The organism is Lascolabacillus sp. (assembly GCF_028696275.1).
Taxonomy (GTDB): domain Bacteria; phylum Bacteroidota; class Bacteroidia; order Bacteroidales; family Dysgonomonadaceae; genus Proteiniphilum; species Proteiniphilum massiliensis.
The window spans coordinates 166,339-191,300 of sequence record NZ_JAQVHI010000001.1 but is presented as its reverse complement, the minus strand read 5'-3'; the positions used below and the strand labels follow the sequence as shown (position 1 = coordinate 191,300).

Annotated in this window: 37 protein-coding genes and 1 pseudogene; 37 read left to right on the top strand and 1 reads right to left on the bottom strand. The window is 38.0% G+C overall.

Annotation, left to right across the window (positions count from 1 at the left end; translation table 11 throughout):
- Positions 1 to 161: 161 nt before the first annotated feature.
- The 34 genes and pseudogenes from rpsL (at position 162) to PHO43_RS00760 (ending at position 19,966) form a co-directional block, all read left to right on the top strand.
- Positions 162 to 560 carry a 30S ribosomal protein S12 gene (gene rpsL / locus PHO43_RS00925; protein WP_053826529.1) on the top strand — a complete coding sequence of 133 codons (399 nt, stop codon included), beginning with the start codon at positions 162 to 164 and terminating at the stop codon, positions 558 to 560.
- 123 nt (positions 561 to 683) lie between these two features.
- Positions 684 to 1,160, top strand: coding sequence for a 30S ribosomal protein S7 (gene rpsG, locus PHO43_RS00920; RefSeq protein WP_288008620.1), 477 nt, complete (start codon positions 684 to 686; stop codon positions 1,158 to 1,160).
- A 21-nt stretch (positions 1,161 to 1,181) separates the two neighbouring features.
- On the top strand, positions 1,182 to 3,311 hold the full coding sequence (fusA, locus tag PHO43_RS00915) for an elongation factor G (protein WP_053826528.1): 2,130 nt from the start codon (positions 1,182 to 1,184) through the stop codon (positions 3,309 to 3,311).
- Between the two features lie 13 nt (positions 3,312 to 3,324).
- Entirely contained in the window at positions 3,325 to 3,630 is a 306-nt protein-coding gene (rpsJ, locus tag PHO43_RS00910; RefSeq protein ID WP_019541341.1) for a 30S ribosomal protein S10, read from the top strand.
- Positions 3,631 to 3,667: 37 nt separating this feature from the next.
- Complete coding sequence (gene rplC, locus PHO43_RS00905) at positions 3,668 to 4,285, top strand: 50S ribosomal protein L3 (protein WP_045089280.1); 618 nt, start codon at positions 3,668 to 3,670, stop codon at positions 4,283 to 4,285.
- 1 nt (position 4,286) lies between these two features.
- On the top strand, positions 4,287 to 4,916 hold the full coding sequence (rplD, locus tag PHO43_RS00900) for a 50S ribosomal protein L4 (protein WP_053826526.1): 630 nt from the start codon (positions 4,287 to 4,289) through the stop codon (positions 4,914 to 4,916).
- An 11-nt stretch (positions 4,917 to 4,927) separates the two neighbouring features.
- A complete protein-coding gene (gene rplW / locus PHO43_RS00895; protein ID WP_045089282.1) occupies positions 4,928 to 5,221 on the top strand; it encodes a 50S ribosomal protein L23 in 294 nt (97 codons plus the stop codon).
- A 6-nt stretch (positions 5,222 to 5,227) separates the two neighbouring features.
- Complete coding sequence (gene rplB, locus PHO43_RS00890; protein ID WP_045089283.1) at positions 5,228 to 6,055, top strand: 50S ribosomal protein L2; 828 nt, start codon at positions 5,228 to 5,230, stop codon at positions 6,053 to 6,055.
- A gap of 21 nt (positions 6,056 to 6,076) precedes the next feature.
- Positions 6,077 to 6,346, top strand: coding sequence for a 30S ribosomal protein S19 (rpsS, locus tag PHO43_RS00885; protein WP_045089284.1), 270 nt, complete (start codon positions 6,077 to 6,079; stop codon positions 6,344 to 6,346).
- Positions 6,347 to 6,364: 18 nt separating this feature from the next.
- Complete coding sequence (gene rplV / locus PHO43_RS00880; RefSeq protein WP_045089285.1) at positions 6,365 to 6,778, top strand: 50S ribosomal protein L22; 414 nt, start codon at positions 6,365 to 6,367, stop codon at positions 6,776 to 6,778.
- Positions 6,779 to 6,783: 5 nt separating this feature from the next.
- The gene (gene rpsC / locus PHO43_RS00875) at positions 6,784 to 7,536 is read left to right on the top strand and encodes a 30S ribosomal protein S3 (protein WP_045089286.1); all 753 of its coding nucleotides are present in this window, start codon (positions 6,784 to 6,786) and stop codon (positions 7,534 to 7,536) included.
- Between the two features lie 11 nt (positions 7,537 to 7,547).
- Complete coding sequence (gene rplP / locus PHO43_RS00870) at positions 7,548 to 7,979, top strand: 50S ribosomal protein L16 (protein ID WP_045089287.1); 432 nt, start codon at positions 7,548 to 7,550, stop codon at positions 7,977 to 7,979.
- Positions 7,980 to 7,985: 6 nt separating this feature from the next.
- On the top strand, positions 7,986 to 8,189 hold the full coding sequence (gene rpmC / locus PHO43_RS00865; RefSeq protein WP_394331728.1) for a 50S ribosomal protein L29: 204 nt from the start codon (positions 7,986 to 7,988) through the stop codon (positions 8,187 to 8,189).
- An 8-nt stretch (positions 8,190 to 8,197) separates the two neighbouring features.
- Positions 8,198 to 8,455, top strand: coding sequence for a 30S ribosomal protein S17 (gene rpsQ / locus PHO43_RS00860; RefSeq protein ID WP_045089289.1), 258 nt, complete (start codon positions 8,198 to 8,200; stop codon positions 8,453 to 8,455).
- Between the two features lies 1 nt (position 8,456).
- Entirely contained in the window at positions 8,457 to 8,822 is a 366-nt protein-coding gene (rplN, locus tag PHO43_RS00855; protein ID WP_045089290.1) for a 50S ribosomal protein L14, read from the top strand.
- Between the two features lie 21 nt (positions 8,823 to 8,843).
- Entirely contained in the window at positions 8,844 to 9,164 is a 321-nt protein-coding gene (gene rplX, locus PHO43_RS00850) for a 50S ribosomal protein L24 (RefSeq protein WP_045089291.1), read from the top strand.
- The gene (gene rplE / locus PHO43_RS00845) at positions 9,161 to 9,733 is read left to right on the top strand and encodes a 50S ribosomal protein L5 (RefSeq protein ID WP_045089292.1); all 573 of its coding nucleotides are present in this window, start codon (positions 9,161 to 9,163) and stop codon (positions 9,731 to 9,733) included. Before rplX ends, rplE begins: the two co-directional genes overlap by 4 nt.
- Positions 9,734 to 9,736: 3 nt before the next feature.
- Positions 9,737 to 10,006, top strand: a complete 270-nt coding sequence (rpsN, locus tag PHO43_RS00840; RefSeq protein ID WP_045089293.1) for a 30S ribosomal protein S14 — start codon at positions 9,737 to 9,739, stop codon at positions 10,004 to 10,006.
- Positions 10,007 to 10,093: 87 nt separating this feature from the next.
- Positions 10,094 to 10,489: a 30S ribosomal protein S8 gene (gene rpsH / locus PHO43_RS00835; protein ID WP_045089294.1), complete on the top strand. Its 396-nt coding sequence runs from the start codon at positions 10,094 to 10,096 to the stop codon at positions 10,487 to 10,489.
- A gap of 18 nt (positions 10,490 to 10,507) precedes the next feature.
- Positions 10,508 to 11,062: a 50S ribosomal protein L6 gene (rplF, locus tag PHO43_RS00830; protein WP_045089295.1), complete on the top strand. Its 555-nt coding sequence runs from the start codon at positions 10,508 to 10,510 to the stop codon at positions 11,060 to 11,062.
- A 23-nt stretch (positions 11,063 to 11,085) separates the two neighbouring features.
- Entirely contained in the window at positions 11,086 to 11,430 is a 345-nt protein-coding gene (rplR, locus tag PHO43_RS00825; RefSeq protein WP_045089296.1) for a 50S ribosomal protein L18, read from the top strand.
- Between the two features lie 5 nt (positions 11,431 to 11,435).
- Entirely contained in the window at positions 11,436 to 11,954 is a 519-nt protein-coding gene (gene rpsE, locus PHO43_RS00820) for a 30S ribosomal protein S5 (RefSeq protein WP_045089297.1), read from the top strand.
- 14 nt (positions 11,955 to 11,968) lie between these two features.
- Entirely contained in the window at positions 11,969 to 12,145 is a 177-nt protein-coding gene (rpmD, locus tag PHO43_RS00815; RefSeq protein WP_045089298.1) for a 50S ribosomal protein L30, read from the top strand.
- 31 nt (positions 12,146 to 12,176) lie between these two features.
- Positions 12,177 to 12,623 (top strand): 50S ribosomal protein L15, encoded by a 447-nt coding sequence (gene rplO / locus PHO43_RS00810; protein ID WP_045089299.1) that lies wholly within the window; start codon positions 12,177 to 12,179, stop codon positions 12,621 to 12,623.
- Positions 12,624 to 12,627: 4 nt separating this feature from the next.
- The gene (gene secY / locus PHO43_RS00805) at positions 12,628 to 13,950 is read left to right on the top strand and encodes a preprotein translocase subunit SecY (RefSeq protein ID WP_045089300.1); all 1,323 of its coding nucleotides are present in this window, start codon (positions 12,628 to 12,630) and stop codon (positions 13,948 to 13,950) included.
- Between the two features lie 25 nt (positions 13,951 to 13,975).
- Entirely contained in the window at positions 13,976 to 14,743 is a 768-nt protein-coding gene (gene map, locus PHO43_RS00800) for a type I methionyl aminopeptidase (RefSeq protein WP_045089301.1), read from the top strand.
- An 18-nt stretch (positions 14,744 to 14,761) separates the two neighbouring features.
- Positions 14,762 to 14,980, top strand: a complete 219-nt coding sequence (gene infA, locus PHO43_RS00795) for a translation initiation factor IF-1 (protein WP_045089302.1) — start codon at positions 14,762 to 14,764, stop codon at positions 14,978 to 14,980.
- A gap of 150 nt (positions 14,981 to 15,130) precedes the next feature.
- Complete coding sequence (gene ykgO, locus PHO43_RS00790) at positions 15,131 to 15,247, top strand: type B 50S ribosomal protein L36 (RefSeq protein ID WP_042278928.1); 117 nt, start codon at positions 15,131 to 15,133, stop codon at positions 15,245 to 15,247.
- Between the two features lie 36 nt (positions 15,248 to 15,283).
- A complete protein-coding gene (rpsM, locus tag PHO43_RS00785; protein ID WP_045089303.1) occupies positions 15,284 to 15,664 on the top strand; it encodes a 30S ribosomal protein S13 in 381 nt (126 codons plus the stop codon).
- 12 nt (positions 15,665 to 15,676) lie between these two features.
- The gene (rpsK, locus tag PHO43_RS00780; protein ID WP_045089304.1) at positions 15,677 to 16,066 is read left to right on the top strand and encodes a 30S ribosomal protein S11; all 390 of its coding nucleotides are present in this window, start codon (positions 15,677 to 15,679) and stop codon (positions 16,064 to 16,066) included.
- Between the two features lie 120 nt (positions 16,067 to 16,186).
- Positions 16,187 to 16,795, top strand: a complete 609-nt coding sequence (gene rpsD / locus PHO43_RS00775) for a 30S ribosomal protein S4 (protein WP_045089305.1) — start codon at positions 16,187 to 16,189, stop codon at positions 16,793 to 16,795.
- 4 nt (positions 16,796 to 16,799) lie between these two features.
- Positions 16,800 to 17,801 carry a DNA-directed RNA polymerase subunit alpha gene (locus PHO43_RS00770; RefSeq protein ID WP_045089306.1) on the top strand — a complete coding sequence of 334 codons (1,002 nt, stop codon included), beginning with the start codon at positions 16,800 to 16,802 and terminating at the stop codon, positions 17,799 to 17,801.
- 8 nt (positions 17,802 to 17,809) lie between these two features.
- Positions 17,810 to 18,289, top strand: a pseudogene (gene rplQ / locus PHO43_RS09800) (50S ribosomal protein L17); the annotation flags it as partial.
- A 435-nt stretch (positions 18,290 to 18,724) separates the two neighbouring features.
- Positions 18,725 to 19,966, top strand: coding sequence for an NAD(P)/FAD-dependent oxidoreductase (locus tag PHO43_RS00760; RefSeq protein WP_045089307.1), 1,242 nt, complete (start codon positions 18,725 to 18,727; stop codon positions 19,964 to 19,966).
- Between the two features lie 89 nt (positions 19,967 to 20,055).
- Here PHO43_RS00760 and PHO43_RS00755 read toward each other — a convergent pair whose 3' ends face one another.
- Positions 20,056 to 21,288, bottom strand: a complete 1,233-nt coding sequence (locus PHO43_RS00755; RefSeq protein ID WP_288010981.1) for a PNGase F N-terminal domain-containing protein — start codon at positions 21,286 to 21,288, stop codon at positions 20,056 to 20,058.
- A gap of 122 nt (positions 21,289 to 21,410) precedes the next feature.
- On the opposite strand from PHO43_RS00755, the gene PHO43_RS00750 reads away from it, so the two are divergent.
- From PHO43_RS00750 to PHO43_RS00740, 3 genes are all read left to right on the top strand, one after another.
- Positions 21,411 to 22,505: a Nif3-like dinuclear metal center hexameric protein gene (locus tag PHO43_RS00750; protein WP_288010979.1), complete on the top strand. Its 1,095-nt coding sequence runs from the start codon at positions 21,411 to 21,413 to the stop codon at positions 22,503 to 22,505.
- Between the two features lie 137 nt (positions 22,506 to 22,642).
- Positions 22,643 to 23,407 carry a zinc ribbon domain-containing protein gene (locus PHO43_RS00745; protein WP_045089309.1) on the top strand — a complete coding sequence of 255 codons (765 nt, stop codon included), beginning with the start codon at positions 22,643 to 22,645 and terminating at the stop codon, positions 23,405 to 23,407.
- Positions 23,408 to 23,601: 194 nt separating this feature from the next.
- Positions 23,602 to 24,948, top strand: a complete 1,347-nt coding sequence (locus PHO43_RS00740) for a Na(+)-translocating NADH-quinone reductase subunit A (protein WP_288008652.1) — start codon at positions 23,602 to 23,604, stop codon at positions 24,946 to 24,948.
- Positions 24,949 to 24,962 lie beyond the last annotated feature (14 nt).

Sequence of the window (24,962 nt, the reverse complement as noted above, 5' to 3'; positions counted from 1 at the left end):
CACAATTGATTGATTCTTTGTAATTTTGTGCCGTTTTTCACCTGAAGTGGATCGTTATTAAATGATAATCAATGATTTATAAAAGCAATTCAGGTAAAAATTGATATAATAGCGTTAAATTGAATTTAAAAAATTATAATACAGGTAAAAGGAAGTAGAAAATGCCAACAATACAACAATTAGTAAGAACAGGGCGAACTACCCTGAAGGAAAAAAGCAAATCCCGCGCGCTGGATTCATGTCCGCAAAGACGTGGCGTTTGCGTGAGAGTGTATACAACAACACCAAAGAAACCAAACTCAGCGATGAGAAAGGTTGCGCGTGTTCGTTTAACCAACTCTAAAGAGGTGAATGCTTACATTCCCGGAGAAGGACATAACTTGCAGGAACACTCTATAGTATTAGTGCGCGGTGGTCGTGTTAAAGACCTTCCGGGTGTGCGTTATCACATTGTACGCGGAGCTTTGGATACAGCCGGCGTAAATGGTCGTACTCAAAGAAGATCAAAATATGGTGCTAAGCGTCCAAAACCAGGTGCAAAAGCTCCAGCTAAGAAATAATAATTAAAAATAATTACTGTTGATATTTTTGGATTAGGCTACTTATGAGGGTTGAGTAAATAGGTTCAGAGGAATTTATTGAAGACTGATAAAAGGCAACCAAACAACAAAAAATTTATAGCAATGAGAAAAACTAAACCTAAAAAAAGACAGGTATTACCAGATCCTGTATATGGTGATGTAAGGGTAACAAAATTTGTTAACCACCTTATGTATGACGGAAAAAAAAGTCTTTCGTACGACATTTTTTATTCTGCATTGGACACAGTTAAGGCAAAATTGGCCAACGAAGAGAAGTCAGCTCTCGAGATTTGGAAAGCTGCACTCGATAATATAACACCCCAGGTGGAAGTGAAGTCACGCCGTGTTGGTGGAGCTACATTTCAGGTTCCTACAGAAATCAGACCCGAGAGAAAAGAATCAGTTTCAATGAAAAATCTTATTTTGTATGCACGCAAAAGAGGAGGAAAATCTATGGCTGATAAATTGGCTGCTGAGATAATTGACGCATATAACAGTCAGGGGGGTGCATTCAAACGTAAAGAAGATATTCACAGAATGGCAGAGGCTAACCGTGCTTTTGCTCATTTTAGATTTTAACATAGCAAGTAGGTAAAAAAGATGGCTAAGGGTTCAAAAGACACATTAAAATTCACACGCAATATAGGGATTATGGCGCACATTGACGCCGGTAAGACTACTACATCTGAGCGTATCCTGTTTTATACAGGTCTTACGCATAAGATTGGAGAAGTACACGAAGGTGCTGCCACAATGGACTGGATGGAGCAGGAGCAGGAACGTGGTATTACGATTACGTCTGCTGCTACAACTGCTAACTGGAAATATAAAGACAATACATTTAAAATAAACTTAATTGACACCCCGGGACACGTGGATTTCACGGTAGAGGTGGAACGTTCGCTACGTGTACTTGATGGTGCTGTTGCAGCGTTTTGTGCCGTTGGTGGTGTTGAGCCTCAGTCTGAAACCGTATGGCGTCAGGCAGATAAGTATAAAGTACCAAGAATTGGTTATGTTAATAAGATGGACCGTTCTGGTGCTAACTTTTTTGATGTAGTTCGTCAGATAAAAGAGATGCTTGGTGCTAATGCAATGCCAATTCAGATTCCTATTGGAGCTGAAGAGTCTTTTAAAGGCGTTGTGGATTTAGTAACAATGAAAGCATATTACTGGCATGATGAGACAATGGGTGCACAATATGATGTTTTTGACATACCGGATGATCTTATTGATGAGGCAAATGAATGGCATGATAAAATGCTTGAGACCATCGCTGAATTCGATGATCAACTAATGGAGAAATACTTTGATGATCCTTCTACTATCACTGAAGATGAAATAAGAAGCGCTATCAGAAAAGGTACAATTTCAATGCAGATCAACCCTGTAATCTGTGGATCTTCATTCAAGAACAAAGGAGTTCAGACTCTTCTTGATTCTGTTTGTGCATATCTGCCAAGTCCTCTTGATACAGAGTCAATTACAGGTACCGATCCTAGTGATTCTACAAAAGAACTGGTACGTCATGCTGATCCAAGTGAACCTCTTAGTGCTCTTGCATTTAAGATTGCTACTGACCCATATGTAGGACGTCTATGTTTCTTCCGTGTATATTCAGGAGAGATAGAAGCAGGCTCTTATGTATATAATTCTCGTTCAGGTAAGAAAGAACGTATTTCACGTCTTTTCCAGATGCACTCAAGTAAACAAAATCCAAAAGAATTTATCGGTACCGGTGATATCGGTGCAGGAGTTGGATTTAAGGATATTCGTACAGGAGATACTCTCTGTGATGAAAAGAATCCTATCATACTTGAAGCAATGGACTTCCCGGAACCAGTTATTGGTATAGCTGTTGAGCCTAAGACTCAAAAAGATCTTGACAAGCTGTCTACTGGTCTTGCAAAACTTGCAGAAGAAGATCCAACCTTTACTGTTAAAACAGATGAAGAAACAGGTCAGACAGTGATTTCTGGTATGGGTGAACTTCACCTTGAGATCATTATTGATCGTTTAAAACGTGAGTTTAAAGTAGAAGCTAATCAGGGTCGTCCACAAGTTACATATAAAGAAGCTATCACTAAATCTGTTGAACTGCGTGAAACATACAAGAAGCAGACTGGTGGTCGAGGTAAATTTGCCGATATGATTGTTAGAGTTGAACCGGCTGATCCAGACTTTGAAGGTAACTTGCAATTTATTGACGAAGTAAAAGGTGGTAATATTCCTAAAGAATATATTCCATCTATCCAGAAAGGTTTTGAGCGTGCAATGAAAAATGGTGTACTAGCCGGATACTCAATGGATAAACTTAAAGTGACAGTAATTGATGGTTCATACCACGCAGTGGACTCTGACCAGTTGTCATTTGAGATTTGTGCTATGCAGGCATACAAGAGTGCTGTTGAAAAAGCCGGACCTGTATTGCTTGAGCCAATCATGAAGGTTGAAGTGGTTACACCTGAAGAGAGTATGGGTGATGTAATTTCTGACTTGAACAAAAGACGTGGACAGGTTGAGGGTATGGAATCTAACCGTTCAGGTGCACGTGTAGTCAAAGCAAGAACTCCTCTGGCTGAAATGTTTGGTTATGTTACTTCACTGAGAACAATTACTTCAGGGCGCGCAACATCAACAATGTCATTTTCACATTTCGAACCTGTTTCGGCTTCGATTGCAAAAGAAGTTCTAACAGAAGTAGGTGGCCGCGTAGATTTGATCAAATAATATAAATAGATATATGAGCCAAAAAATCAGAATCAAACTGAAATCTTACGATTATAGCCTTGTTGACAAATCAGCAGAGAAAATCGTAAAAACCGTAAAAGCTACGGGTGCAGTGGTAAGCGGACCAATTCCACTACCTACTCACAAACGCATATTTACAGTAAACCGTTCAACTTTCGTGAATAAAAAGTCACGTGAACAGTTCGAACTTGCTTCTTTTAAACGCCTGATCGACATTTACAGCTCAACGGCAAAAACTGTTGATGCACTTATGAAGCTTGAGTTGCCAAGCGGTGTTGAGGTAGAAATAAAAGTGTAAGTTTCAGAGATATTATTAATTAATAACAACTAGAGAAATGCCAGGATTATTAGGAAAAAAAATCGGAATGACTTCCGTTTTCAGTGCCGAGGGAAAAAACATTCCATGCACTGTTATCGAAGCTGGTCCTTGCGTGGTTACTCAAGTGAAGACCGTTGATAATGACGGTTATGATGCTATTCAACTGGGGTTTGTTGATAAGAAAGACAAACATACAACAAAAGCTGAAAAGGGTCACTTCAATAAAGCAGGAGTAACACCAAAGAGACACTTGGTCGAGTTCAAAGGTTTTGGAAACGAATATAAAGCGGGTTCCGAAATAAATGTAGAAATTTTTAATGACACCATTTACGTGGATGTGATTGGTACATCAAAAGGTAAGGGATTTCAGGGTGTTGTAAAACGTCACGGCTTTTCCGGAGTTGGTGAATCAACTCACGGTCAGCACAACAGATTGCGTGCGCCGGGTTCTATTGGTGCAGCTTCATACCCTGCAAAGGTGTTTAAAGGAACCCGAATGGGTGGACATATGGGTAATGAACGTGTAACCGTTCAAAATTTACAGATAATTAAAGTGATTCCGGAACACAATCTTCTATTAGTTAAAGGATCAGTACCCGGAGCAAAAGGTTCAATCGTAATAATTGAGAAATAAAATGGAATTAGCAGTATATAATATCAAAGGAGAGGTGACAGACAAAAAGGTGACACTCGATGATTCCATTTTCGGGATTGAACCTAATGAGCATGTTATCTGGCTGGATGTAAAGCAATATCTGGCTAATCAGCGTCAAGGTACGCACAAAACTAAAGAGAGAGGTGAATTAGCAGGCAGTACACGTAAGCTGATCCGTCAAAAAGGTGGCGGTGGTGCACGTCGCGGTGATATCAAATCGCCATTACTGGTTGGTGGTGGTCGTGCTTTTGGTCCTAAACCAAGAGACTATGGTTTTAAGGTAAATAAGAAAACTAAAGCATTAGCACGCAAGTCAGCTCTTTCTCTGAAAGCAAAGAATAGTTCAATTGTAGTTATTGAAGATTTAGAGTTTGATGCACCTAAAACAAAAAGTTTAGTTGAACTTACAAAGAGTCTACAACTTGCTGATAAAAAGCTACTTTTCGTTTTGCCAAGTCAAAATAAAAATGTATATTTGTCGGCTCGAAATTTAGGGAAAGTTAATATTGTAACAGCCTCAGATTTAAACACATATGCAATCATGGATGCAACAAATCTAGTGATTACTGAGTCTTCTGTGGCCGCGATTGACAACCTTTTTAAAGCATAAGGAGAAAAAAAATGAGTGTAATAATAAAACCCATATTCACTGAAAAGCAAACTGCAATTACTGACAAGTATGAAAACCGATATGGTTTTATTGTAGTACCTTCTGCTAATAAGGTGGAGATCAAGAAAGCAGTTGAATCGCTTTATAATGTACATGTTGAAAGCGTGAATACAATGCGTTATGATGGTAAAGAGAGAAGCCGTTATACAAAATCGGGAGTCGTTACAGGACGTACACCTTCATACAAAAAAGCAATCGTTACCTTGAGAAAAGGTGAAACAATCGATTTATTCAGCAATATCTAAAAAGAAATGGCAATACGTAAACTAAAGCCCACTACACCGGGGCAAAGACACAAGATTATCGGTTCATTTGAAAATATCACTGCAAGTGCACCGGAGAAATCTCTTGTTGTCGGTAAAGTAGCTACTGGCGGTCGCAACAATCGTGGTAAAATGACTACGAAAAATGTTGGAGGCGGTCACAAAAGGCGTTTCAGATTTATCGACTTTAAGAGAACAAAAGATGGTATCCCGGCCGTTGTAAAAAGTATTGAGTATGACCCAAACCGTTCAGCAAGAATTGCATTGCTTTATTATGCTGACGGAGCAAAATCATATATACTTGCACCAAACGGTCTAAAAGTTGGTACCACAGTGATGTCAGGAGACAAAGTAGCTCCTGAAGTTGGAAATGCGCTTCCTCTATCTCAAATACCGATTGGTACAGTAGTTCATAATATTGAGCTGAGACCTGGGCAGGGAGCTAAAATGGCACGCTCTGCCGGTACATTCGCACAACTAGTTTCTCGTGAAGAGAAATTTGCGATTATTAAAATGCCATCGGGAGAAGTTCGTAAGATTCTGTCTGCATGTAAAGCTACCATTGGTAGTGTTGGTAATTCGGACCATGCTTTGGAACAATCAGGTAAAGCCGGTCGTTCACGTTGGTTAGGTCGTCGTCCACGCACACGTGGGGTTGTTAAAAACCCTGTTGATCACCCAATGGGTGGTGGTGAAGGTCGCGCATCAGGAGGCCATCCAAGATCAGCCACAGGCTTATATTCTAAGGGCTTGAAAACAAGAGCTCCTAAAAAGCATTCTTCTAAGTATATTATTGAAAAAAGGAAGAAGAAGTAATCTGATTAATTATTAAAAACTATGAGCAGATCATTAAAAAAAGGTCCATATATCAATCTTAAACTGGAAAAGAAGGTTAACGACATGAATGAAAACGGTAAAAAAACCGTTATCAAAACATGGGCACGTGCTTCTATGATATCACCTGATTTCGTAGGGCATACTATAGCTGTACACAACGGAAACAAATTTATTCCGGTTTATATTACAGAAAATATGGTAGGTCATAAATTAGGCGAATTTGCTTTAACACGTACGTTCCGCGGACACGCAGGCAACAGAAAGAAATAAAGATAAATAAAAAAAGAGATGAGTGCTAGAAAAAGAATATCAGCCGAAAAGAGAAAAGAAGCCCGCAAAGAGGTCTCTTTTGCCGTGTTGAAAAACGTTCCTTCCTCTCCGCGAAAAATGCGTTATGTAGCCGATATGATACGCGGAATGGAAGTATTTAAGGCATTGGGTGTCTTAAAGTTTTCCAACAAAGAAGCTTCAGCAAAAGTAGAAAAATTATTATTGTCAGCTATTTCTAACTGGGAGCAGAAAAACGATCGCAAAGCAGAGACAGGCGAACTATTTATAAAAACAATATCTGTGGATGAAGGTACAACTCTTAAGAGACTTCGTACTGCTCCACAAGGTCGCGGTCATAGAATACGCAAACGTTCAAATCACGTTACAATAGTGGTTGACAGAATTAATAAAGAAGAACAAGAACAAAATTAAGTAAGATGGGACAAAAAGTAAATCCGATAGCAAATCGTTTGGGTATCGTCAAGGGATGGGACTCTAACTGGTATGGCGGAAATGATTATGGTGATATTTTGTTGGAAGATAACAAGATCAGAACCTATTTGAATGCCCGTCTTGCTAAAGCAAGTGTATCCCGTATAGTAATCGAGAGAACACTGAAACTTGTAACGATCACAATTTGTACTGCACGTCCTGGTATCATTATTGGTAAAGGTGGACAAGAGGTTGACAAATTGAAAGAAGAGTTGATGAAGATAACCGATAAGGATATCCAAATTAATATTTATGAAATCAAGAAGCCAGAGCTTGATGCAGTAATAGTAGCAAACAACGTTGCTCGTCAGATAGAAGGTAAAATTGCTTACCGCAGAGCTGTTAAAATGGCTATTGCCTCTACTATGAGAATGGGTGCAGAAGGTATTAAGATTCAGGTATCAGGTCGTTTGAACGGTGCTGAAATGGCTCGTTCTGAAATGTACAAAGAGGGTAGAACTCCTCTTCACACTTTCCGTGCTGATATTGATTATGCTCTTGCAGAAGCCCTGACTAAAGTTGGTTTGATTGGAGTAAAAGTTTGGATATGCCGTGGTGAAGTCTATGGTAAGAAGGATCTTGCACCTTCGTTTGCAACTTCTAAAGATAACCGTTCACAAGGTGGCCGCGGAGCTGGTCGTCAGGACGGCGGCAGAGGTGGCAGACGTGGCGGCAGAAGGAATAAAAATAAAGCTTAATAGGATAAGATATGTTACAACCAAAGAAAACTAAATTCAGAAGACAGCAGAAAGGACGAATGAAAGGCTTAGCCAGTCGCGGAAATGAGCTGGCATTTGGTTCTTTCGGTATCAAAGCTCTGCAATCTAAGTGGATTACCGGAAGTCAGATCGAAGCTGCCCGTATTGCTGTGACACGTTATATGCAACGTCAAGGTCAGGTTTGGGTACGTATTTTTCCGGATAAGCCTATCACAAAGAAACCTGCCGAAGTACGTATGGGTAAAGGAAAAGGTAATCCGGAAGGATTTGTTGCACCTGTAACTCCGGGGAGAATTCTTTTCGAGATCGAAGGTGTATCCTTTGAGGTAGCACAAGAAGCATTGCGTTTAGCAGCTCAGAAACTACCTGTTACTACTAAGTTTGTAGTGAGAAGAGATTATGATTATGAACAAAAATCATAAATGAAGATGAAAAATCAAGAAGAATTAAGAGAGCTACCCGATAAAGATTTGAAAGAAAGATTGGATGCTGAGGTAATTGAGTTAAATCAATTACGAATCAATCATACCATTACACCACTGGATAATTCAGGCTTGCTCAGGGAAAAACGCAGAAACATTGCCCGTATTAAAACTGAACTGCGTGCAAGAGAATTGAAAAAAGATCAATAATACAGAGAATGGAAACGAGAAATTTAAGAAAAGAAAGAATCGGGGTCGTTTTCAGTAATAAGATGGATAAAACCGTCACTGTTGCTGTAAAATGGAAAGAGAAACACCCTATATATGGGAAATTCGTTAATAAAACGAAGAAATTTCACGCCCATGATGAGAAGAACGACTGTAACATAGGTGATACAGTGCGTATAATGGAAACACGTCCTTTGAGTAAAACAAAGAGATGGAGAGTGGTTGAAATAATGGAAAGGGCTAAGTAATATGATACAGAGAGAATCCAGATTAACAGTTACCGATAATAGTGGTGCCAGAGAAGTTCTCTGCATAAACGTACTAGGAGGTACAGGAAGACGTTATGCGTCAGTAGGGGATATCATTGTTGTTTCAATAAAGAGTACAATCCCTTCAAGTGATATTAAAAAAGGTGCTGTATCAAAAGCAATCATAGTACGCACGAAAAAAGAGATTCGTAGAGCTGATGGTTCTTACATACGATTCGATGACAATGCATGTGTTCTACTGAATAATGCAGGAGAATTGAGAGGAAGTCGTATTTTTGGACCAGTTGCACGTGAACTCCGTAGTACTAATATGAAGATTGTTTCATTAGCTCCTGAAGTATTATAATCTATTAAGCAATCACAGGCAATGACAAAATTACATATAAAGAAAGGTGATACAGTTTACGTAAATGCTGGCGAAGATAAAGGTAAAACCGGTCGCGTGCTTGAGATCCTTGTAAAAAAGAATCGAGCTATAGTTGAAGGCGTAAATGTTGTATCAAAGCATGCTAAACCCAGCGCACAAAATCCAAACGGTGGAATAGAAAAGAAAGAGGCATCTGTGCATATTTCTAATCTAAATCCTGTAGATCCAAAGACAGGAAAACCAACTCGCGTAGGTAGAAAAGCAGATAGTAAAGGAAAAAATGTACGTTACGCTAAAAGATCAGGGGAGGAATTGAAATGAGTGAAACTACAACAAAATACGAGGTAAGTCTGAAAAATGACTATAAAGAGCGTATCGTTCCCTCATTAATGAAAGAATTTGGCTATAAGTCCATAATGCAGGCTCCAAAACTTGAGAAAATCGTTATTAATCAAGGTTTGGGTATTGCGGTAGCAGATAAGAAAATTATCGAAACAGCTATAAATGAACTTACAGCAATAACTGGTCAAAAAGCTGTCGCTACTGTATCAAGAAAGGATATTTCTAACTTCAAGCTTCGTAAGAAAATGCCAATTGGAGTTCGTGTTACATTGCGAAACGAAAAAATGTATGAATTCCTTGAAAGACTTGTACGTGTAGCTTTACCACGTATACGTGACTTTAAGGGCATTGGTGGTAAACTAGACGGAAGAGGAAATTATACTCTAGGTATAGAGGAACAGATTATCTTCCCTGAGATTAACATTGATAATGTTCCTCGTATTCTTGGAATGAATATTACTTTTGTAACTAATGCTCAAACTGACGAAGAGGGATATGCACTTTTAAGAGAGTTTGGATTACCATTTAGAACAAAACAAAATCAATAGAAAATGGCAAAAGAATCAATGAAAGCCCGTGAGGTGAAAAGAGCTAAAATGGTTGCCCGTTATGCTGAAAAAAGAGCAAAATATATAGCAGAAGGCAATTATGAGGCACTTCAATCTATCCCTAAAAATGCTTCTCCGGTACGTTTGCACAATCGTTGCAAAATAACCGGTCGTCCTAAAGGATACATGCGCCAGTTTGGCCTTTCACGTATCCAGTTCAGGGAAATGGCATCAAAGGGTCAAATTCCGGGAGTTAAAAAAGCAAGTTGGTAAAGCTGAGTAAGTGATTTATCACAATCAGAAATCAATAAATTATTAAATATTGTCCCGATAGGCGGGATCAATTTAAATTATTAGTATATGACAGATCCTATAGCAGATTATTTGACGCGGTTAAGAAATGCAATCCAGGCGAAACATCGTGTGGTTGAGATTCCCGCTTCAAACTTAAAGAAAGATATCACTAAGATTCTTTTTGAAAAGGGCTACATTCTTAATTATAAGTTTGTAGATGACGGACCACAAGGAACAATTATGGTTGCGTTAAAGTATGATCCAATAAACAAGGTAAACGCAATTAAAAAACTTGAACGAATCTCTACTCCTGGTTTACGTAAATATGTAGGCCACAAAGATTTACCACGCGTTCTTAATGGTTTGGGAATTGCAATTTTATCTACTTCAAATGGAGTAATGACAGATAAGGAAGCCCGCGAGCAAAAAGTGGGTGGTGAAGTTTTATGTTACGTTTATTAATTTGAAGGAGATTAAAGTATGTCAAGAATAGGAAAATTACCCATAAAAGTGCCTGCGGGCGTTACTATAACAGTGGGGAAAGATAATGCGGTTACAGTTAAAGGTCCAAAAGGTGAGTTAAGCCAGAAGGTTGAGGGAGGTATGATTATCGAACTTAATGATGGTGAACTTACAATCAACAGACCAGATGAGTCAAAGGAAAGCCGCTCACTGCATGGTTTATATCGTTCTTTATTGAACAATATGGTTATTGGTGTTTCGGAAGGTTTCCGTAAAGAACTGGAATTAGTAGGTGTTGGTTATCGAGTTTCAAACAATGGACAGATTCTCGATTTATCACTTGGTTACACTCACTCTATACTTATGGAACTACCTAAAGAAATTAAGGTTGAAACTAAGATGGAAAGAAACAAGAACCCGCTTATTTTACTGGAATCTTGTGATAAACAACTACTGGGACAGGTTTGTGCAAAAATACGCTCATTCCGTAAACCTGAACCTTATAAAGGAAAAGGTGTACGTTTTGTTGGTGAACAGGTTCGCCGCAAATCTGGTAAAACAGCAGCTAAATAATTTTACGTAAACACTGAAACGCAATGATAACTAAAAACGAAAGAAGACTTAAAATAAAAACTCGTGTTCGAGGAAAAGTATCCGGTTCTCCTGAGAGACCACGCCTTTCTGTTTACAGGAGTAATAAGCAGATATACGCACAGGTGATTGATGATATTTCCGGTACTACACTTGCATCAGCATCTTCTCTGAAAATTCAGGATAAACTTCCTAAAAAAGAGATGGCTGCTAAAGTAGGTGAAATGATTGCTCAAAATGCAAAAGAGGCTGGAATCGAAACTGTTGCTTTTGACAGAAACGGTTACCTGTATCATGGAAGAATTAAAGAACTGGCTGATGCCGCTCGTAAAGGAGGACTTAAATTTTAACGATTATGGCTAGAGATAATAACAAAGTAAAAACTACAAACGATATCGAGTTAAAAGACCGTTTAGTGGCTATTAATCGTACTACTAAGGTAACAAAAGGTGGACGTACTTTCACATTTGCTGCTATGGTAGTTGTAGGTGATGAAGACGGCATCGTAGGTTGGGGCTTAGGAAAAGCAGGTGAAGTTGCAACAGCTATTGCAAAAGGTGTAGAAGCTGCTAAGAAAAACCTGATAAAAGTACCAATTTATAAAGGTACAATTCCACATCAGCAAACAGCACGTTTTGGTGGTGCTGAGGTGTTTTTGAAACCTGCAGTTACAGGAACAGGAGTAAAAGCAGGAGGTGCTATGCGCGCTGTGCTTGAGAGTGTTGGTATTACAGACGTTCTTGCAAAGTCTAAAGGATCATCTAATCCTCACAACCTTGTGAAAGCCACTATTCTCGCGCTTACTGAATTGAGAGATCCATTAACGGTAGCTCAAAACAGAGGTGTAAGTATGGAAAAAGTATTTAAAGGATAAAAATTAAATCTGAAATGGCTACAATAAAAATAAAACAGACTAAAAGCAGAATCGGTGCTCCTAAAGATCAGAAAAGAACATTGGATAGTTTAGGGCTTACCAAGATGAATCGAGTGGTTGAACATGAAGATAATGCCACAATTAGAGGTCTTATAAATAAAGTTCACCATTTGGTAACTGTAATAGAATAATTGAAGTATAAACGGTTAAAAGATATATAAAATGAATTTATCGAATTTAAAACCGGCTGCAGGTGCTACTAAATCCAGCAAAAGAATTGGCCGTGGTGAAGGCTCGGGTAAAGGCGGTACCTCAACAAAAGGTCATAAAGGACAAAAATCAAGATCTGGCTATTCAAAGAAAGTCGGTTTCGAAGGAGGACAGATGCCATTACAGCGTCGTGTTCCTAAATTCGGATTTAAACCTTTAAAAAGAGTTGAGTATAAAGCTATAAATTTAGAGACTCTTCAGGAATTAGCAGATACACAGAAGTTGACTAAAATTGATACTGAAGTTTTACTGAATGCAGGTTTAATTACTAAGAAGCATTTAGTTAAGATATTAGGTAAAGGTGCGTTGACTTCTAAATTGGAAGTGGAAGCTCATGCTTTCTCTAAAACTGCTGAACAGGCAATTATAACTGCAGGCGGAACCGCTGTAAAACTCTAAAAAAATGGGATTCGTACAAACTGTTAAGAACATATGGAAAATAGAAGATCTCAGACAGAGACTTCTGATAACCCTTGGATTTATTGCCATTTACAGGTTTGGTTCCTTCGTAGTTTTACCAGGTATTAATCCTGAATCACTAGTAGCACTTCAGCAAAATGCAAGCTCCGGATTACTTAGCTTGTTAGATATGTTTTCCGGTGGAGCATTTGCTAATGCATCTATATTTGCACTTGGTATTATGCCTTATATTTCTGCATCTATTGTAATGCAGTTATTAGGTATTGCAGTACCTGCTTTCCAGAAGATGCAACGAGAAGGCGAAAGTGGAAGAACCAAAATTAATCAGTATACCCGTTACTTAACAGTAGCGATTCTACTGATTCAGGGACCTGCATATCTTTATGGTGCTGTAGGTGCAGCCATACCTGGTGGATTCTGGGATTGGGTGTTACCATCAACAGTTATTCTTGCAGGTGGCAGTATGTTTATTCTTTGGCTTGGTGAACGTATAACTGACAAAGGAGTTGGTAATGGTATCTCATTTATCATTCTTATAGGTATTATAGCTCGTCTGCCTCAAGCAATTGTTGCTGAATTCGACAGACTATTGAACGCTCCCGGTGGATTAGTTCTACTATTGCTTGAGCTGTTATTCTTAGTTGCTGTTACAGCAGCTGCAATTATGCTTGTACAAGGAGTAAGAAAAGTACCTGTACAGTATGCTAAAAGAATTGTAGGTAATAAGCAATATGGTGGAGTAAGGCAGTATATACCGCTTAAGGTAAATGCAGCAAATGTTATGCCTATAATTTTTGCTCAAGCATTAATGTTTATTCCAATCACTTTTGCACAGTTTTCTGTTAGTGAAGGTGGAGGCTTTTGGGCAGCATTAATGAACCCGGGAAGTTTCTGGTACAATCTATTATTTGGATTGATGATCATTGCTTTTACCTATTTCTACACTGCGATTACTGTTAATCCTGTGCAGATGGCGGAAGATTTGAAACGTAATAATGGATTCATTCCAGGAGTGAAACCAGGCAAAAAGACAGCTGAGTATATCGATACAATAATGTCGAGAATAACATTGCCGGGATCTTTTTTCCTTGCAATTGTTGCTATACTACCTGCGTTTGCCGGTCTAATGGGAATTAATTCTATGTTTGCCCAGTTTTTTGGAGGTACATCTCTTTTGATTCTAGTAGGTGTTGTACTTGATACTTTACAACAGATAGAAAGTCATCTTCTGATGCGTCATTATGATGGTTTCCTGAAATCCGGAGCTAAAATCAAAGGCAGAACAGGTTCTGCTGCTGTCTATTAATGTTTTTAGTCATATGAATAGCAAAATGATCATACTGAAAACGGACGAGGAAATCGAATTTATGCGCGAAGCAAACCGCTTGGTAGGAATGACTCTCGGTGAGTTATCAAAACATATCAAACCCGGTATTACAACGCTTGAACTTGATAGAATTGCAGAAGAGTTTATCAGAGATCATGGAGCAATTCCTACCTTTTTAGGGTATGGTGGTTTTCCAAATTCAATTTGTACTTCAGTAAACGATCATATAGTTCACGGCATTCCAAATAATATTCCACTTAAAGATGGTGATATTATTTCGGTAGATTGCGGTACTAAATTGCGCGGTTTTTGCGGTGATTCTGCCTATACATTCTGTGTAGGCGAAGTAGATGAAAAGGTTAAAGATCTTTTACGAGTTACTAAAGAATCACTTTACAAAGGAATAGAAAGTGCAAAAGCTGAAGGTAGAATTGGAGATATTGGTTCAACAATACAGGAGTATTGTGAAAAAAGAGGATATTCTGTTGTCCGTGAATTAGTAGGTCATGGAATAGGTAGAGAAATGCATGAAGCCCCCGAAGTGCCAAATTATGGCAGACGAGGTACTGGTCCTAAAATCAGTAATGGTATGTGCATAGCTATCGAGCCAATGATAAATATGGGTGGTAAAAAAGTAGTTTTCGAAAGCGATGGATGGACTGTCAGAACTAAAGACCGAAAACCTTCTGCGCATTTCGAGCATACTATTGCTATTCGTAATGGAAAAGCAGATATTCTTTCAACATTTGAATTTATAAAGGAAACAAACTAAAAACTTAAAGATTAAATAATGGCTAAACAAGCAGCAATAGAACAGGACGGAACAATTGTTGAAGCATTATCAAATGCAATGTTTCGTGTTGAACTTGAAAACGGGCATGAGATCACTGCTCATATATCCGGCAAAATGCGAATGCATTATATTAGAATTTTACCCGGAGATAGAGTAAGAGTTGAGATGTCACCCTATGATCTTACGAAAGGAAGAATTTCGTTCAGATATAAATAAGAGATTAATTTTTATTTAGATCAGTTGTTATTAGTTTTGTAATTATAAACAGTAATAACTGATCGAAAATATAAATTTAGAGAAACAGAATAATATAGAGTACCTGAATAATCAGGAGAATAACAAGAAACGAGCAAAAATTTAAGCAATATGAAAGTAAGAGCATCTTTAAAGAAACGTTCGGCCGACTGCAAAATAGTTAGAAGAAAAGGCCGTTTGTATGTTATTAATAAAAAGAATCCTAAGTTTAAACAACGTCAGGGATAAAAAGTATATCATTGTAATCTAATAATAAGAATATATATGGCAATAAGAATTGTTGGTGTCGATCTGCCGCAGAATAAAAGGGGTGAAGTTGCCCTTACCTATATTTATGGCATTGGAAGAAGCGCAGCTAACACCATTTTAACAAAAGCAGAAGTTGATAGAGATATCAAAGTAAAAGACTGGACTGACGATCAGGCTGCCCGGATTCGTGAGATTATCTCCACAGAATTTAAAGTAGAAGGAGATCTTCGTTCTGAGGTGCAACTTAACATTAAGAGATTAATGGATATTGGTTGCTATAGAGGAATTCGTCATCGTATCGGATTACCCGTACGAGGACAGAGTACTAAAAATAATGCACGTACTCGAAAAGGAAGAAAGAAAACCGTTGCTAACAAGAAAAAAGCTACTAAATAATAGATAGGTAACATGGCAAAAAGAACAGTTGCAGCTAAGAAGAGAAATGTAAAAGTAAGTGCAGTAGGACAAGCACACATCTCTTCATCATTCAACAACATAATTGTATCGCTTACAAACGAAAACGGCGAAGTAATCAGTTGGTCATCAGCTGGTAAAATGGGATTCAGAAGTTCCAAAAAAAATACTCCATATGCAGCACAAATGGTTGCAGGGGACTGTGCTAAAGTAGCATATGATTTAGGATTGCGTAAAGTGAAGGCTTATGTGAAAGGTCCTGGAAACGGACGTGAATCGGCAATCAGAACAATTCATGGGTCAGGCATTGAAGTTACTGAGATTGTAGATGTGACACCACTACCTCATAATGGATGCCGTCCACCAAAAGCCAGAAAAGTTTAATCAACAGATAATTTAAGTTTCATTTACCTTGAGACTTGAGCTGTGAAATGATTACAATACAGCTTCTCTGTAATCGCGGCTGCACAGTTTAGGCTTCAGAAAAAAAAGTTTAATTGTAAAATGGCAAGATATACTGGTCCAAAATCAAAAATCGCCCGTAGATTTGGCGAACCTATTTTCGGCCCCGATAAAGTTCTTTCTAAAAAGAATTATCCTCCGGGTCAGCATGGGAATTCACGTAGAAGAAAAACCTCTGAATATGGAATTCAGTTACGTGAAAAACAACGTGCGAAATATACATACGGAGTACTGGAAAAACAATTCCGTCGTACTTTTGACAAAGCATCTCGCAGCCGTGGAATTACTGGTGAAGTACTTTTACAGCTGTTAGAGCAAAGACTCGACAACATGGTGTTCCGCTTAGGAATCGCACCTACAAGAGCCGCAGCACGTCAACTTGTTAGTCACCGCCACATTGTAGTAAATGGAAAAGTGGTTAATATCCCTTCTTATACAGTTAAACCAGGGGATGTTGTTGGTGTAAGAGAAAAATCAAAATCGATGGAGGTGATTGTAAACTCTTTAACAGGGTTCAATCATAGTAAATACCCTTGGATAGAATGGGATAACAGCACATCAAGCGGTAAGCTGCTGCATATTCCTGAAAGAGCAGATATCCCGGAAAGTATAAAAGAACAACTCATCGTAGAATTATATTCTAAACAATAATTTCATGGCAATATTAGCATTCCAAAAACCCGATAAAGTAATCATGTTACAGGAGGATACCTTCTCCGGTAAGTTTGAATTTCGTCCGTTGGAACCCGGATATGGCATGACTATAGGCAACGCCTTACGCCGTATTCTACTTTCTTCGCTCGAAGGATTCGCGATTACTTCGGTAAAAATTGACGGAGTGGAGCATGAATTTGCCTCCATACCCGGCGTTATAGAAGATGTGACAGGAATCATTTTGAATCTGAAGAAAGTAAGATTCAAAAGGATAGTGGAAGAGTTCGAAACAGAAAAAGTGAGCATCGCTATTTCGGGAACGGAAGTGTTTAAAGCCGGAGATATTGGTAAATTACTAACCGGTTTCGAAGTTCTTAATCCCGAACTTGAAATTTGTCGTATGAATAAAAAGGCAGAAATACGCCTTGAACTGACAATAAACAAGGGAAGGGGTTATGTCTCAGCTGACGAAAATCGCGAAATGCTTGCAACAGATGATGTACAAGCAATAGCAATTGATTCAATCTTTACTCCTATACGAAACGTGAAATACGAAATCGAGGATTATCGAATTGAACAGAAGACTGACTACGAAAAGCTGGTTATTGAAATAATCACAGATGGTTCAATTGCACCTAAAGAAGCATTAAAAGAGGCTGCTAAAATACTTATTCAGCATTTTGTATTGTTTTCAGATGATAATAAGATTATGCTGGAAACAACAGATACAGAAGGTATTGAAGAGTTCGATGAAGAAGTGCTTCATATGCGTCAGTTACTGAAACGCAAATTGTCTGATCTTAATCTTTCAGTTAGAGCTCTTAACTGTTTAAAAGCTGCTGATGTAGAAACTTTAGGACAATTAGTTCAGCACAACAAGAACGATCTGCTTAAATTCCGTAACTTTGGTAAGAAATCACTAACAGAGCTAGAAGAATTGCTCGATGGACTGAATCTTACTTTTGGTATGGATATCTCGAAATACAAATTAGATAAAGACTAGTTACTACAATGAGACATAGAAAAAGAAATAATCATTTAGGGCGTAAAACTGCACACCGTTCAGCAATGTTGTCAAATATGGCAACTTCGCTTATAATGCATAAACGTATTTTCACCACAGTTCCAAAAGCTAAAGAATTAAGAAAGTTTGTGGAACCTCTGATTACAGTGAGCAAAGAAGATTCAACTAACTCAAGACGTCTTGTTTTCAGCAAGCTGAAAAACAAATATGCCGTAACAGAGTTGTTCCAGACTGTTTCACAGAAAGTTGGAGATCGCCCGGGTGGATACACAAGAATCATTAAAACAGGAAACAGACTTGGTGATAACGCTTCAATGTGCTTCATCGAACTGGTAGACTTTAATGAAAACATGCTAGGCGAAGCTACAACAAAGAAAGCTAAAACACGTCGTTCACGCAGAGGCAAAGGTACAGGTGCAGCTGCAGTTGCAGGAACAAAAGCTGAAGAATCCAAGGAAGTAAAAGAAACCAATAAAGCGAAAAAAACTGAAGCTAAGGCTAAGGTAGAAAAAGCTGAAACCAAGGAAGCAGAAGCAAAATCTGAAGTGGCAACTTCTGAGGAAGTTACTGTAACAGAAGAAGTGAAAGATCAAAAAGCAGAAACTGAATCAAGTGAAGCTAAAGAGGAAGTTAAAAATGAGGTTAAAGAGGACAATGTAGCCGCAGATGACCAAGTTGATACTCCTTCTGAAGATAAAGCTTGATATCTAAGATAAACATTGTGGGTACAATGTCATTCACGCTGAGACCTAAAAGCTCAGTGGATATAGTATCTACAGTGAAGCTGTGATTTTTAAAATGTTAAACATTAAGGAAAGCGCCGCGAGTGATCGTAGCGCTTTTTTCATGGAACAATATCCCGTCTCAGGCGTTGTAACCATAACTTTATTCGATAATATGTTATGAAAAAAAAGATTGTTGTTGCAGGTTGCGGGTTTGGTGGATTACAATTCGTAAACCATCTAAAAAAAAATATGTATGATATCATAGTTTTTGATAAAGTAAATCATCATCAGTTTCCACCTCTGTTTTATCAGGTGGCAGCTTCACAGATTGAACCATCTACGGTATCTTTCCCCATCAGAAAAATCTTCCAGAATAGAAGAGATGTACGCATTAGAATGGCATCAGTAATTTCAGTAAATGATGCTGAAAAGTATATAGAAACATCTATTGGTAGATTTAGTTACGATTATTTGGTGATCTCTACTGGAACAAGTACTAATTTTTATGGTAATAAACAGGTAGAAGAGAATGCACTGGGGTTAAAATCAACCTATCAGTCAATTAACGTACGTAATGAGATATTGCATAATTTTGAAGAACTTCTATATGTCGATAACAAAGAAGGGCATTACAATATCGTAATTGTAGGAGGAGGTGCAACAGGTGTTGAACTAGCAGGTGCATTTGCTGAGATGACAAAAGAGATACTTCCCAAGGACTATCCCAACATAGATAAAAAAAAGGTCAATGTTTATCTATTAGAAGGAGGAACTAACACACTGGCAAATATGAGTCCTTTTGCCCAGAAATACTCTCAGAAACAACTGCGGAAAATGGGAGTAATAGTAAAAACCGGAACCATTGTAACCGATTATGACGGTGAAATGGTTACTCTTAATAACGGAGAACAGATCCCAACAAAGAACCTAATATGGTCGGCAGGAGTCATCGGTAACTCAATAGGAGGTATTCCTGAAGAATCCATTCTTCGAAATGGACGTGTCAGAGTTGACAGGTATAATAAGGTACAGGGACTTTCAAACGTTTATGCCATAGGTGATGTAGCATATATGGAGACCGAGAAATATCCCAATGGTCACCCACAACTAGCAAATGTTGCCATAGGTCAAGGAAAGAACCTCGCACGTAATTTAATGAGGCAGGATAACTCCAATAAGCCATTGAAACAGTACGAATATCGGAACCTGGGTACAATGGCTACGATTGGTAGAAATAAAGCAGTAGTGGATCTCCCTTTTATCAAATTCAAAGGATATTTTGCTTGGTTAGTGTGGATGTTCCTTCACTTAATGCTTATACTGAGCGTAAGAAACAAGTTAGTAGTCTTTATAAACTGGGCATGGAATTATGTCACTAAGAATAATTCACTTCGACTAATTCTGAAAGACAGCGATTGATTTTTGAGAGAGGTGTATCATTGACTTTATTATCCTCATAAAAAAGAGAGGATAATAAAGTCAACGTTTTATTTATGAATAGTTATGGTTTATAGTATTTCCCATACAAGATAAGCAGATACAAGCCAGTGATTAAGCTTGTCATCAGAGATAGGAGTAGATTCAGGAATACTTATAGTTAATGTGTGATTGCCAGGTTTGATAACCTGCAGATTAATTTCTTCAGGCGTTACATCACTTCCGGGGCACCAGTTGCTACGCGATAAATCAGATGATGCCAGAGGTTCTTCAATCTCTTTTACTTCACGTTTTCCCCCACGACCAATATATGCCATAGGTCTGGTTCTTAGCCATACACCAGAAGTGGGATTAAAACGACGGAAAGAGGCACAGTCGGTTCTCCACGGTGTAAAGTTTAAAATCTCCTCTCCATCAATAGAAAGTATGTTTTTTTGCGGGCGAAACTCATCTCCTCCCGAATGACCACCATGTCCTGTTGTAATATATTTCAATCTAACATTTTTAGCATTCTCAGGTATGTTAAAAGCAATTTCCACATCTCTACGTGAGAATATATCGGGATGACTCTGACCGATATAATAGTTTGTATTAATCAGAGGCTCAACATGAACTTCAGGGCGGAGATCACAAGCAAGAGCACTTTCAGTGAATTTAAGTTCCAGATCAACAATATACCCTTCAGGAGTCCATGTATCTATAAATATACCAACATAAGCATCACTTTCGAGAAGTGAAAGCAGGTCAGTTATATCCTGAGTCCACACAACCTCTTTTGCCCAGCCATCAACATATACCGGTCGCCTTTTTGCAGAAGTAGAATCATCATCAGCACTAAAATGGCCAACACCAAAAGGTGTCATAAACCTCATCAGTTCAACTGTAGGATTATAATTTTCACCTCTAACTATGCCTTTAAAGTGTTCATACAGAGTTGTGTCTTGTTGTGGGTAAACATGTCGGTCAGCTGCTATATCAATCATGTTTATTCCTGATTCGGCCGGAATTACGAAACATGAACCTGATTTATCCCATGGATCCCCATTAGAAACCAGAGATATTTTAATCTCAACATTAGTGAAGTTAGTGAATTTTGGAATATCAATTTTTTTCAAAGCAATACGGCCATTACCCAGGTAAACTATATCCCCTTTTTCAACAACACCGTTAGGATATTCAGATGGATTAAAAAGAATTGGAGTATCATTAAAAACTTTCTTATTTATTACATCTTTTGTTCGTTGAGCTAATGAAAGCTGTAAAAATGCCACCAGTAAGAGAGTGACCGAAATTAGTCTTTTCATAAAATAAAGTGGATAAAAATATTAATTAGAACAAAAGTACAAAAAATCAGTTATATTTGTGTAGCTGTATGTTTAGGGCCAATTCAATAATTTAGAACATTTTATAAAATTCATAAAAAGTTATGCGAGTAAAAGACATTCTACAATCTATAGAACAATTAGCCCCTATTTCACTTCAAGAAGACTATGACAACAGTGGTGTTCAGGTTGGCGATATAAACAGAGAAGCTACCGGAGTCCTGTTAGCAATAGATATCACTGAGTATGTCATAGAAGAAGCAATTTCACTTGGTTGTAATCTGATTATATCGCATCATCCTTTGGCATTCAGACCATTCAAATCAATAACAGGGAAAAATTATGTTGAGCGGTGTTTACTTAAAGCAATTAAAAATGACATTGTTATTTATGCAGCCCATACAAATCTTGATAATGCACTTCAAGGAGTAAACTACAAACTAGCCAGCATGCTTGAACTTGAAAATGTTAAAATACTTCAACCTAAAGAAAAGGCACTTTTAAAGTTTGTTACTACTGTCCCGATTCAACATGCTGAGAGTGTAAGAAATGCCCTTTTTAATGCTGGAGCAGGACATATAGGCAATTATGACAGCTGTAGTTACAATCTCACCGGTGAAGGTACATTCAGAGCAGGCATTGGAGCAAACCCACATGTTGGAAATATAGAAGAGATGCATTTTGAGCCTGAAGTAAGAATAGAAACTGTATTACCTGTTATGAAAAAAGAGGAAGTGCTTCGTGCACTTCTTGCTGTGCATCCTTATGAAGAGCCTGTTTATGACCTCTACCCTTTAGAAAATGAGTGGTCGCGTCATGGCAGTGGAGTAGCGGGGGTGCTACCTGAGCCCATGCCAGAGCAGGAGTTTCTATATTTATTGAAAGATATCTTTAATCTGCCAACAATTCGTCACTCCAAACTTGAGGGTAAAGAGATCAGAGATGTTGCCATTTGTGGTGGTGCAGGCGCTTTCTTAATACCCAAGGCAATTTCTTATGGTGCTGATGCCTTTGTAACTGGTGAAGCTAAATATAACGACTTTTATGATGTTGAAGATCGAATATTACTTGCAGTATTAGGACATTACGAATCTGAGATATGCACAAAAGATATATTTTTTGATGTAATTTCAGGAAAATTTCCTAACTTTGCGATACATAAATCGGCATTCGATTCGAATCCCGTGAAATACCTGTAACAAGAGGCGGTCTGACTAGTTCCCGCTGTTACAGTTAAATGTGGTAATATAACGATCTTCAGTAAGCTCGTAGAATTACTGCATTTTTTGTTTGATATAATAATTAAAATATAAACCGTTCACTTAAAATTCACATTATGGCTACAAAAAAAGCTAAAGCAGAACAGGAAGTGTCAGTTGAAGATAAATTAAAATCACTCTTCAAATTACAATCCTATTTATCAGAGATTGACCGTATTAAAACGTTGCGAGGAGAATTACCTCTTGAGGTGGCAGACTTAGATGATGAAATTGCCGGATTAGGAACTCGTATCAATAACTTTCAGCTTGAAGTGAAACAGCTTGAAGAAAATACAAAGTTACAGAAGGGAAAAATAGAGACCAGCAAGGCTAAAATTGAGAAATATAATAAGCAACTTGACAATGTGAGAAATAGTAAAGAGTATGATCATCTCTCAAAAGAAATTGAGTTTGAGACGCTTGAAATAGCTCTTTCTGAAAAGCATATCCGTGAGTTTGAACAAGAGATAAACTCAATTAAGGAGCAGATAAAAGAAGCAAATGAGTTGCTGAAAGAAAAAACGGCAGATCTTGAGCACAAGAAAAAAGAGTTGGATGATATAGTTTCAGAAACGAAAGCTAAAGAAGAAAAAATTCGTGAAAAAGCTAAAAAGACTGAAACAACTATTGAACCACGTCTTCTGACTGCTTTTAAACGCATACGTAAGAATGCTCGCAATGGATTAGGTGTAGTACCTATTCAGCGTGGAGCCTGCGGAGGTTGTTTCAATAAGATTCCGCCACAGAAGCAGATGGACATTAAACTTAGAAAGAAAATTATTGTATGCGAATATTGCGGTAGAATTATGATTGACCCGGATATTGCAGGAATTTCTGAATAATAATATTTAGTTGAAATACTGAATTATTTCACTAATTTATTCAGAATTTATGTTATTTGAGTACAAAAAAATGTACCTTTGCAAATTCAATAAGCAGGGTGCTCTAATTTAATACACAGCTTAATTAGAACCTTTTGATTTATAATTGATTGTTCAAAAAAAGTTTAAGAGAAAGGTAATTTATTATAAACTATATGGCTAATCTGATAAATATTAAGAAAGGCTTGCAAATTCCGTTACTTGGAGCTTCTGAAGAAGTTTTAAGAGGCAAAGTAACAAGTGAATTTGTGAGAATTTGTCCTGAAGATTTTCATGGCATCACTCCCAAGCTGGCCGTCAAAGTTGATGACAGGGTTAAAGCCGGAAATACTTTGTTTTATTCCAAAGATCATCCCGAGATTTTCTTTGCTTCGCCAGTTAGCGGTGTTGTAACAGAAGTCGTTAGAGGTGAGAAAAGACGCATTCTGAACATTGTAATCAAGGCAGACAGTGAAATCGAGTATGAAGATTTTGGGATAAAAAATGTTTCCTCACTCTCATCTGAGGAGGTTAAACAATCAATACTGGAAGCAGGTATATGGTTCCTTATTAAACAACGCCCTTACGATGTTGTTGCAGTACCAGGAAAACAGCCAAGAGATATCTTTGTAACCGGTTTTGACACTGCCCCTCTAGCACCTTCATACGATTTTATGCTGGAAGGTCAGGAAGCTGACTTACAGACTGGATTGGATGCATTGGCTAAACTTACAAGCGGTAAAGTTTATCTCTCTATCAGCACAAAAACAAAAAGTAAGGCTTTGCGTGATGCAAAAAATGTAGTTATTACTGAATTTAACGGACCTCACCCTGCTGGAAATGTAGGAGTACAGATTAACCATATAAAACCGGTTAACCGTGGTGAAGTTGTCTGGACACTTAACGCTATGGATGTAGCTCTTATTGGAAGACTGTTCAATAGAGGTCGCGTTGATCTCACACGTACAGTAACACTGTGTGGTTCAGAAGTAAAACAGACAGGCTACTATAAAATGTTAATTGGTACTGAGCTTAGTTCAATCTTTAACGGCAATGTAACAGAAGGTATTTCTTTAAGATATATTAGTGGTAACCCATTGACAGGACGTAAGATTGCAAAAGATGGAGTACTTCGTGCTTATGATTCTCAGGTAACAGTAATTCCTGAAGGTGATGATGTGCATGAAGCTTTTGGCTGGGCATCATTATCTCCAAAAAGATACAGTTCAGGAGGCACATATCTGAAATTTAATAAAAAATATAGACTGGATGCTCGTTTGTTGGGAGGACCAAGAGCAATTATAGTTTCTAATGAATATGATAAAGTGTTTCCAATGGATATTTTCCCTGAGCAACTTATCAAAGCCACTTTAGCTTTTAATATTGATAAAATGGAGCAGCTTGGTATTTACGAAGTTGCACCTGAGGATTTTGCTCTATGCGAGTTTGTGGATACATCCAAACTGGAAATTCAGCGTATAATACGAACAGGTCTGGATCTGCTTCGTAACGAGATGGAATAAAGAATAATAACTTA

Bases quoted from the DNA above. Each gene is read 5' to 3' on its own strand.
- infA (WP_045089302.1), top strand. From the start codon at position 14,762: ATGGCTAAACAAGCAGCAATAGAACAGGACGGAACAATTGTTGAAGCA.
- rplC (WP_045089280.1), top strand. From the start codon at position 3,668: ATGCCAGGATTATTAGGAAAAAAAATCGGAATGACTTCCGTTTTCAGT.
- PHO43_RS00750 (WP_288010979.1), top strand. From the start codon at position 21,411: ATGCGAGTAAAAGACATTCTACAATCTATAGAACAATTAGCCCCTATT.
- PHO43_RS00770 (WP_045089306.1), top strand. From the start codon at position 16,800: ATGGCAATATTAGCATTCCAAAAACCCGATAAAGTAATCATGTTACAG.
- rplW (WP_045089282.1), top strand. From the start codon at position 4,928: ATGAGTGTAATAATAAAACCCATATTCACTGAAAAGCAAACTGCAATT.
- rplD (WP_053826526.1), top strand. From the start codon at position 4,287: ATGGAATTAGCAGTATATAATATCAAAGGAGAGGTGACAGACAAAAAG.
- rpsL (WP_053826529.1), top strand. From the start codon at position 162: ATGCCAACAATACAACAATTAGTAAGAACAGGGCGAACTACCCTGAAG.
- rplR (WP_045089296.1), top strand. From the start codon at position 11,086: ATGATAACTAAAAACGAAAGAAGACTTAAAATAAAAACTCGTGTTCGA.
- rpmD (WP_045089298.1), top strand. From the start codon at position 11,969: ATGGCTACAATAAAAATAAAACAGACTAAAAGCAGAATCGGTGCTCCT.
- PHO43_RS00745 (WP_045089309.1), top strand. From the start codon at position 22,643: ATGGCTACAAAAAAAGCTAAAGCAGAACAGGAAGTGTCAGTTGAAGAT.
- secY (WP_045089300.1), top strand. From the start codon at position 12,628: ATGGGATTCGTACAAACTGTTAAGAACATATGGAAAATAGAAGATCTC.
- rplF (WP_045089295.1), top strand. From the start codon at position 10,508: ATGTCAAGAATAGGAAAATTACCCATAAAAGTGCCTGCGGGCGTTACT.
- ykgO (WP_042278928.1), top strand. From the start codon at position 15,131: ATGAAAGTAAGAGCATCTTTAAAGAAACGTTCGGCCGACTGCAAAATA.
- rpsN (WP_045089293.1), top strand. From the start codon at position 9,737: ATGGCAAAAGAATCAATGAAAGCCCGTGAGGTGAAAAGAGCTAAAATG.
- rpsD (WP_045089305.1), top strand. From the start codon at position 16,187: ATGGCAAGATATACTGGTCCAAAATCAAAAATCGCCCGTAGATTTGGC.
- rplV (WP_045089285.1), top strand. From the start codon at position 6,365: ATGAGTGCTAGAAAAAGAATATCAGCCGAAAAGAGAAAAGAAGCCCGC.
- rpsC (WP_045089286.1), top strand. From the start codon at position 6,784: ATGGGACAAAAAGTAAATCCGATAGCAAATCGTTTGGGTATCGTCAAG.
- rpmC (WP_394331728.1), top strand. From the start codon at position 7,986: ATGAAAAATCAAGAAGAATTAAGAGAGCTACCCGATAAAGATTTGAAA.
- rpsE (WP_045089297.1), top strand. From the start codon at position 11,436: ATGGCTAGAGATAATAACAAAGTAAAAACTACAAACGATATCGAGTTA.
- PHO43_RS00740 (WP_288008652.1), top strand. From the start codon at position 23,602: ATGGCTAATCTGATAAATATTAAGAAAGGCTTGCAAATTCCGTTACTT.
- PHO43_RS00760 (WP_045089307.1), top strand. From the start codon at position 18,725: ATGAAAAAAAAGATTGTTGTTGCAGGTTGCGGGTTTGGTGGATTACAA.
- rpsM (WP_045089303.1), top strand. From the start codon at position 15,284: ATGGCAATAAGAATTGTTGGTGTCGATCTGCCGCAGAATAAAAGGGGT.
- rpsH (WP_045089294.1), top strand. From the start codon at position 10,094: ATGACAGATCCTATAGCAGATTATTTGACGCGGTTAAGAAATGCAATC.
- map (WP_045089301.1), top strand. From the start codon at position 13,976: ATGATCATACTGAAAACGGACGAGGAAATCGAATTTATGCGCGAAGCA.
- PHO43_RS00755 (WP_288010981.1), bottom strand. From the start codon at position 21,288: ATGAAAAGACTAATTTCGGTCACTCTCTTACTGGTGGCATTTTTACAG.
- rpsJ (WP_019541341.1), top strand. From the start codon at position 3,325: ATGAGCCAAAAAATCAGAATCAAACTGAAATCTTACGATTATAGCCTT.
- rplO (WP_045089299.1), top strand. From the start codon at position 12,177: ATGAATTTATCGAATTTAAAACCGGCTGCAGGTGCTACTAAATCCAGC.
- rpsK (WP_045089304.1), top strand. From the start codon at position 15,677: ATGGCAAAAAGAACAGTTGCAGCTAAGAAGAGAAATGTAAAAGTAAGT.
- rplP (WP_045089287.1), top strand. From the start codon at position 7,548: ATGTTACAACCAAAGAAAACTAAATTCAGAAGACAGCAGAAAGGACGA.
- fusA (WP_053826528.1), top strand. From the start codon at position 1,182: ATGGCTAAGGGTTCAAAAGACACATTAAAATTCACACGCAATATAGGG.
- rplX (WP_045089291.1), top strand. From the start codon at position 8,844: ATGACAAAATTACATATAAAGAAAGGTGATACAGTTTACGTAAATGCT.
- rpsG (WP_288008620.1), top strand. From the start codon at position 684: ATGAGAAAAACTAAACCTAAAAAAAGACAGGTATTACCAGATCCTGTA.
- rplB (WP_045089283.1), top strand. From the start codon at position 5,228: ATGGCAATACGTAAACTAAAGCCCACTACACCGGGGCAAAGACACAAG.
- rpsS (WP_045089284.1), top strand. From the start codon at position 6,077: ATGAGCAGATCATTAAAAAAAGGTCCATATATCAATCTTAAACTGGAA.
- rplE (WP_045089292.1), top strand. From the start codon at position 9,161: ATGAGTGAAACTACAACAAAATACGAGGTAAGTCTGAAAAATGACTAT.
- rplN (WP_045089290.1), top strand. From the start codon at position 8,457: ATGATACAGAGAGAATCCAGATTAACAGTTACCGATAATAGTGGTGCC.
- rpsQ (WP_045089289.1), top strand. From the start codon at position 8,198: ATGGAAACGAGAAATTTAAGAAAAGAAAGAATCGGGGTCGTTTTCAGT.